Origin of the sequence: Microbacterium sp., from assembly GCF_030149085.1 — a bacterium.
In the GTDB taxonomy this organism is placed as follows: Bacteria; Actinomycetota; Actinomycetes; order Actinomycetales; family Microbacteriaceae; genus Microbacterium.
In genome coordinates, this window is the sequence record NZ_JASBSF010000074.1 from 1 (window position 1) to 5,781 (window position 5,781).

Annotated in this window: 10 protein-coding genes and 1 pseudogene; all 11 read left to right on the top strand. The window is 65.1% G+C overall.

Annotated features, from left to right (window positions below):
* Positions 1-63 (top strand): annotated as a pseudogene (locus tag Q1V87_RS03070) (50S ribosomal protein L14); the annotation flags it as partial.
* A gap of 2 nt (positions 64-65) precedes the next feature.
* Positions 66-425: a 50S ribosomal protein L24 gene (gene rplX / locus Q1V87_RS03075; RefSeq protein ID WP_228177317.1), complete on the top strand. Its 360-nt coding sequence runs from the start codon at positions 66-68 to the stop codon at positions 423-425.
* Entirely contained in the window at positions 425-1,015 is a 591-nt protein-coding gene (gene rplE / locus Q1V87_RS03080) for a 50S ribosomal protein L5 (RefSeq protein ID WP_228177316.1), read from the top strand. Before rplX ends, rplE begins: the two co-directional genes overlap by 1 nt.
* 96 nt (positions 1,016-1,111) lie before the next feature.
* A complete protein-coding gene (rpsH, locus tag Q1V87_RS03085; RefSeq protein ID WP_179430951.1) occupies positions 1,112-1,510 on the top strand; it encodes a 30S ribosomal protein S8 in 399 nt (132 codons plus the stop codon).
* 6 nt (positions 1,511-1,516) lie between these two features.
* On the top strand, positions 1,517-2,053 hold the full coding sequence (rplF, locus tag Q1V87_RS03090) for a 50S ribosomal protein L6 (protein WP_292709666.1): 537 nt from the start codon (positions 1,517-1,519) through the stop codon (positions 2,051-2,053).
* Positions 2,054-2,055: 2 nt separating this feature from the next.
* Positions 2,056-2,415, top strand: a complete 360-nt coding sequence (rplR, locus tag Q1V87_RS03095; protein ID WP_228177314.1) for a 50S ribosomal protein L18 — start codon at positions 2,056-2,058, stop codon at positions 2,413-2,415.
* Positions 2,412-3,119, top strand: a complete 708-nt coding sequence (gene rpsE, locus Q1V87_RS03100; RefSeq protein WP_292709667.1) for a 30S ribosomal protein S5 — start codon at positions 2,412-2,414, stop codon at positions 3,117-3,119. Before rplR ends, rpsE begins: the two co-directional genes overlap by 4 nt.
* A complete protein-coding gene (gene rpmD, locus Q1V87_RS03105) occupies positions 3,119-3,304 on the top strand; it encodes a 50S ribosomal protein L30 (protein WP_023954062.1) in 186 nt (61 codons plus the stop codon). The genes rpsE and rpmD overlap by 1 nt, the downstream gene beginning before the upstream one ends.
* The gene (gene rplO / locus Q1V87_RS03110; RefSeq protein WP_292709674.1) at positions 3,304-3,999 is read left to right on the top strand and encodes a 50S ribosomal protein L15; all 696 of its coding nucleotides are present in this window, start codon (positions 3,304-3,306) and stop codon (positions 3,997-3,999) included. The genes rpmD and rplO overlap by 1 nt, the downstream gene beginning before the upstream one ends.
* A 100-nt stretch (positions 4,000-4,099) precedes the next feature.
* On the top strand, positions 4,100-5,422 hold the full coding sequence (secY, locus tag Q1V87_RS03115; RefSeq protein WP_292709676.1) for a preprotein translocase subunit SecY: 1,323 nt from the start codon (positions 4,100-4,102) through the stop codon (positions 5,420-5,422).
* Positions 5,419-5,781: nucleoside monophosphate kinase (locus tag Q1V87_RS03120; RefSeq protein WP_300590806.1), on the top strand; the 363-nt coding region annotated here is incomplete at its 3' end. The genes secY and Q1V87_RS03120, both read left to right, overlap by 4 nt.

The following is a 5,781-nucleotide window of genomic DNA, read 5'->3' on the forward strand; positions in this document are numbered from 1 at the left end:
GGCCGTGAGCTTCGTGACAAGAAGTTCATGAAGATCGTCTCGCTGGCCCCGGAGGTCATCTGATCATGGCGAACATCAAAAAGGGCGACCTGGTTCAGGTCATCTCAGGCCCCACGCCTGAGCGCGGCGGCGACCGCGGCAAGCAGGGCAAGGTCCTCGAGGTCCTCGTCGAGCAGGACCGCGTGATCGTCGAGGGCGTGAACTACGTCACCAAGCACGTCCGCGTCGGTCAGACCCAGCGCGGCACGAAGACTGGCGGTCTCGAGACCATCGAGGCGCCCATCCACATCTCCAACGTCCAGGTCGTGGACCCCGAGACGAAGAAGCCGACCCGTGTCGGTCACCGTGTCGAGGAGCAGGTCAAGGACGGCGTGAAGCGCACGGTTCGCGTGCGGTACGCAAAGAAGTCAGGTAAGGACCTCTGATGAGCACGACCACTGCTGCGCCAGCTGGCAAAATCCAGCCGCGCCTGAAGCAGAAGTACAACGGCGAGATCAAGAAGGCACTGCAGGACGAGTTCGGCTACGCGAACGTCATGCAGATCCCCGGCCTCGTGAAGGTCGTCGTGAACACCGGTGTCGGTGAGGCAGCTCGCGACAGCAAGGTGATCGATGGCGCGGTCGACGACCTCACCAAGATCACCGGTCAGAAGCCGGTCGTTACGAAGGCCCGCAAGTCGATCGCACAGTTCAAGCTGCGCGAGGGACAGGCCATCGGTGCGCACGTGACCCTGCGTGGCGACCGTGCTTGGGAGTTCATCGACCGCCTCGTGAGCCTCGCGCTGCCCCGTATCCGCGACTTCCGTGGACTCTCGGACAAGCAGTTCGACGGCAACGGCAACTACACCTTCGGTGTGCAGGAGCAGTCGATCTTCCACGAGATCAACCAGGACAAGATCGACCGCGTCCGCGGGTTCGACATCACGATCGTGACGTCGGCGAAGACGGATGCAGAAGGTCGTGCTCTCCTGCGTCACCTCGGCTTCCCGTTCCGGGGCACCGAGCAGCAGGCCTGATCCACCTCTGATGTCCCGGGACCTCCGGGGCATCACCACCACAGGTCGGCGTCCGCGTAACGGGCGTCGAAACCTGGTGAACGAAAGAAGAACCCCATGACCATGACAGACCCGGTCGCAGACATGCTGACCCGGCTGCGCAACGCGAACTCGGCGCACCACGACTCCGTGTCGCTGCCGAGCTCGAAGCTCAAGACGCACATCGCCGAGATCCTCAAGCAAGAGGGTTACATCTCGGACTGGTCGGTCGAGGATGCCCGCGTGGGCCAGACCCTGACCATGACCCTCAAGTACGGCCCGAACCGGGAGCGTTCGATCGCGGGCATCAAGCGCGTGTCGAAGCCCGGTCTTCGCGTCTACGCGAAGTCGACCGAGATCCCCACGGTTCTCGGCGGACTCGGTGTCGCGATCCTGTCCACCTCCTCCGGTCTTCTCACCGACCGTCAGGCCGAGCAGAAGGGCGTGGGTGGGGAAGTCCTCGCCTACGTGTGGTGATCTGACATGTCGCGTATTGGACGTCTTCCTATCGACATCCCCGCTGGCGTGACCATCACGGTCGAGGGCCAGGATGTCGCCGTCAAGGGCCCGAAGGGTGAGCTCTCGCTGACCGTCGCGCGCCCCATCGAGGTCACCATCGAAGAGGGGCAGGTGCTTGTCACCCGTCCCGACGACGAGCGCGAATCGCGTTCGCTGCATGGCCTGACCCGCACCCTGATCAACAACAACATCATCGGCGTGACCCAGGGCTACACCAAGGGCCTCGAGGTTGTCGGCACCGGGTACCGCGTTGCGCAGAAGGGCAGCTCGATCGAGTTCGCTCTCGGCTTCTCGCACCCCGTGCTCGTCGACCCGCCCAACGGCATCAGCTTCACGGTCGAGGGCAACAACAAGGTCACCGTGAGTGGCATCGACAAGCAGGCCGTCGGTGAGGTTGCTGCCAACATCCGAAAGATTCGCAAGCCGGAGCCGTACAAGGGCAAGGGCATCCGCTACGCCGGCGAGGTCGTGCGTCGCAAGGCCGGAAAGGCTGGTAAGTAACCATGAGCGTCAAGACGAAGTCCGACGCCCGCGCGCGTCGCCACACCCGTCTTCGCAAGAAGGTCGTCGGCACCACCGAGCGTCCGCGCCTGGTCGTCACCCGCTCTGCCCGTCACGTATTCGTGCAGGTCGTCGACGACAGCAAGGGCCACACGCTGGCCTCGGCATCCACCCTCGAAACCGACCTGCGGTCGTTCGACGGTGACAAGACCGCCAAGGCACGCAAGGTCGGCGAGCTCGTCGCCGAGCGTGCGAAGGCAGCCGGCGTCGCCGACGTCGTGTTCGACCGTGGCGGCAACCGCTACGCGGGACGTGTCGCGGCGATCGCCGACGGCGCCCGCGAAGGAGGTCTGAACCTGTGAGCGAGAACAACAACCCCGTGGAGAACGACGTGACCACTGCCGAGGGCACCGAGCCGGTTGCCGAGGCCACTGCGGCCGAGGGCGCCGCGACGACCGAGCGCGAGCGTGAGCCGCGCCGCGGCAGCCGCGAGCGCAACCCCAACCGGGACCGCAACTCGCGTGACCGTGGCGACAACCAGTTCCTGGAGCGTGTCGTCACCATCAACCGTGTGTCGAAGGTCGTGAAGGGTGGACGTCGCTTCAGCTTCACCGCCCTCGTGGTCGTCGGTGACGGCAACGGTGTGGTCGGCGTTGGCTACGGCAAGGCCCGTGAGGTCCCGCTGGCGATCTCGAAGGGTGTCGAAGAGGCCAAGCGCAACTTCTTCCGCGTCCCGCGCTCCGGCTCCACCATCCCCCACCCCGTGCAGGGTGAGGCGGCAGCCGGTGTGGTGCTCCTGCGTCCCGCAGCTGCCGGTACCGGTGTTATCGCCGGCGGTCCGGTGCGTGCGGTGCTCGAGTGCGCCGGCATCCATGACGTTCTGTCGAAGTCGCTCGGCTCGTCGAACACGATCAACATCGTGCACGCGACCGTGGAGGCGCTCCAGCAGCTCGAGGAGCCGCGTTCGGTTGCCGCTCGTCGTGGTCTTGACTTCGACCAGGTCGCTCCGGCTCGTCTCGTCCGTGCCGAAGCTGAGGCTACGGCCGCACAGAAGGTAGGTGCCTGATGGCTGCTCGGCTGAAGGTGACCCAGGTCAAGTCCAAGGTGAGCGAGAAGCAGAACCAGCGTGACACGCTGCGCTCGCTCGGTCTCAAGCGGATCGGCGACTCGGTCGTCCGTCCCGACGACGCGCAGACGCGCGGTTACGTCAAGACCGTCGCTCACCTCGTGAAGGTTGAGGAGATCGACTAATGGCAGACAACGAGAACGTCGAGGCTGCAGAAGCAGTAGCCGCGGCGCCCAAGAAGGCCCCGGCCCGCAAGGCTCCGGCCAAGGCTGCTGCCGACGCGCCCGCTGAGAAGAAGGCACCCGCGCGCAAGGCTCCGGCCAAGGCGGCTGCTGACAGCGATGCCCCGGCAGAGAAGGCAGCGCCCGCCAAGAAGGCTCCGGCCAAGGCGGCGGCAAAGAAGGATGTCGCACCCGCGACCCGTCCCGGTGTGCTGAAGGTGCACCACCTTCGTCCGGTCCCCGGCGCCAACACGGCGAAGACCCGCGTCGGTCGTGGTGAGGGCTCGAAGGGTAAGACCGCGGGCCGCGGTACCAAGGGCACGAAGGCCCGCTACCAGGTCAAGGTCGGTTTCGAGGGTGGGCAGATGCCGCTGCACATGCGCACCCCGAAGCTCCGTGGTTTCAAGAACCCGTTCCGCGTGGAGTACCAGGTCGTGAACCTTTCGACGCTGGCCGAGCTCTACCCGAAGGGTGGAGAGGTCACCGTCGGCGACCTCGTGGCCAAGGGCGCAGTTCGCAAGAACGAGAAGGTCAAGGTCCTCGGTGACGGCGACATCTCGGTCAAGCTCACCGTGACCGTCGACAAGGTTTCGGGTTCGGCCGAGCAGAAGATCATCGCTGCCGGCGGGTCCGTAGCGACCGCCGCCTCGGCGAAGTAGTACCTGGAAAGAGGGGCCGGAGAGATCTCCGGCCCCTCTTTCGGTTAGCCTGGACGTTGGCGCGCCCGAGCGTGTCGGCATCCCCCTTGGAGGAATCCTCTTGTTCAGCGCCATCGCGCGGGTGTTCCGCACTCCCGACCTTCGTCGCAAGATCGGGTTCACCCTGGCCATCATCGCCTTGTATCGCTTCGGCGCGCACGTGCCCACACCGTTCGTGGACTTCCCGAACGTGCAGCAGTGTCTTCGGGAGTCGACTGGCACTGAGGGTCTGCTTGCTCTCGTCAACTTGTTCTCCGGTGGGGCTCTGCTCCAGCTGTCGATCTTCGCCCTGGGCGTCATGCCCTACATCACTGCGACGATCATCGTGCAGCTGTTGCGCGTGGTCATCCCTCACTTCGAGGCGCTCTACAAGGAGGGCCAGGCGGGGCAGGCGAAGCTCACGCAGTACACCCGCTACCTGACGATCGCGCTCGCGCTCCTGCAGTCCACGACGCTGGTCACCGTTGCCCGCAGCGGTCAGCTGTTCGGCACGTCAAGCGTGCCCGAGTGCCAGCAGCTGCTCACCAACGACGCGTGGTGGGCGCAGTTGCTCATGATCATCACGATGACAGCCGGTACTGGCCTCATCATGTGGTTCGCCGAGCTCGTCACCGAGCGCGGTATCGGCAACGGGATGTCGATCCTCATCTTCACTTCCATCGCTGCCGCCTTCCCGGCCTCGCTGTGGGCGATCTGGCAGTCGCGTGGGTTCGAGACGTTCTTGCTCGTCGTCGCCGTCGGCATCGTGGTCGTCGGCCTTGTGGTGTTCGTCGAACAGTCCCAGCGCCGCATCCCGGTGCAGTACGCGAAGCGGATGGTGGGTCGTCGCACCTACGGCGGAACCAACACCTACATCCCGATCAAGGTCAACATGGCCGGCGTCGTGCCCGTCATCTTCGCCTCGTCGTTGCTGTACATCCCGGCGCTCATCGCGCAGTTCAACCAGCCTGCGGCGGGGGAGACGGCAGCTCCTTGGGTCGTGTGGATCAGCAACAACCTCACCAACGGTGACAGCCCGATCTACATGATCGTGTATTTCCTGCTCATCGTCGGCTTCACCTACTTCTACGTCGCGATCACCTTCAACCCGGTCGAGGTCGCCGACAACATGAAGAAGTACGGCGGGTTCATTCCCGGCATCCGTGCTGGCCGCCCGACTGCCGAGTACCTCGACTACGTGCTCACCCGCATCACTCTTCCCGGCTCGATGTACCTGGGTCTGATCGCTCTGCTTCCGCTGTTCGCGCTGGCGCTGGTCGGGGCGAACCAGAACTTCCCGTTCGGCGGGGCCTCCATCCTGATCATCGTCGGCGTGGGCCTTGAGACCGTGAAGCAGATCGACGCACAGCTGCAGCAGCGACACTACGAAGGGCTCCTCCGATGACGCGCTCCGCCGACCTTCCCTCCGCTCGCCTGCTGATCGTCGGGCCGCAGGGCTCGGGTAAAGGCACGCAGGGGGTTCGCGTGGGCGAAGCGCTCTCGATCCCCGTGATCTCGACCGGAGACGTCTTCCGCGCCAACGTGAGCGCCGGAACGCCGCTCGGTCAGCAGGTCAAGGCGATCATCGAAGCCGGCGATCTTGTGCCCGATTCCCTCACGAGCGAGATCGTGCGTGACCGCCTCACGCAGGATGACGCGAGCAACGGCTTCTTGCTGGACGGCTATCCCCGAAACCTCGGCCAGGTCGGCGATCTTGACGCGTTCCTCGAGGGCCGCGGCGAGGCGCTGGATGCTGTCATCGAG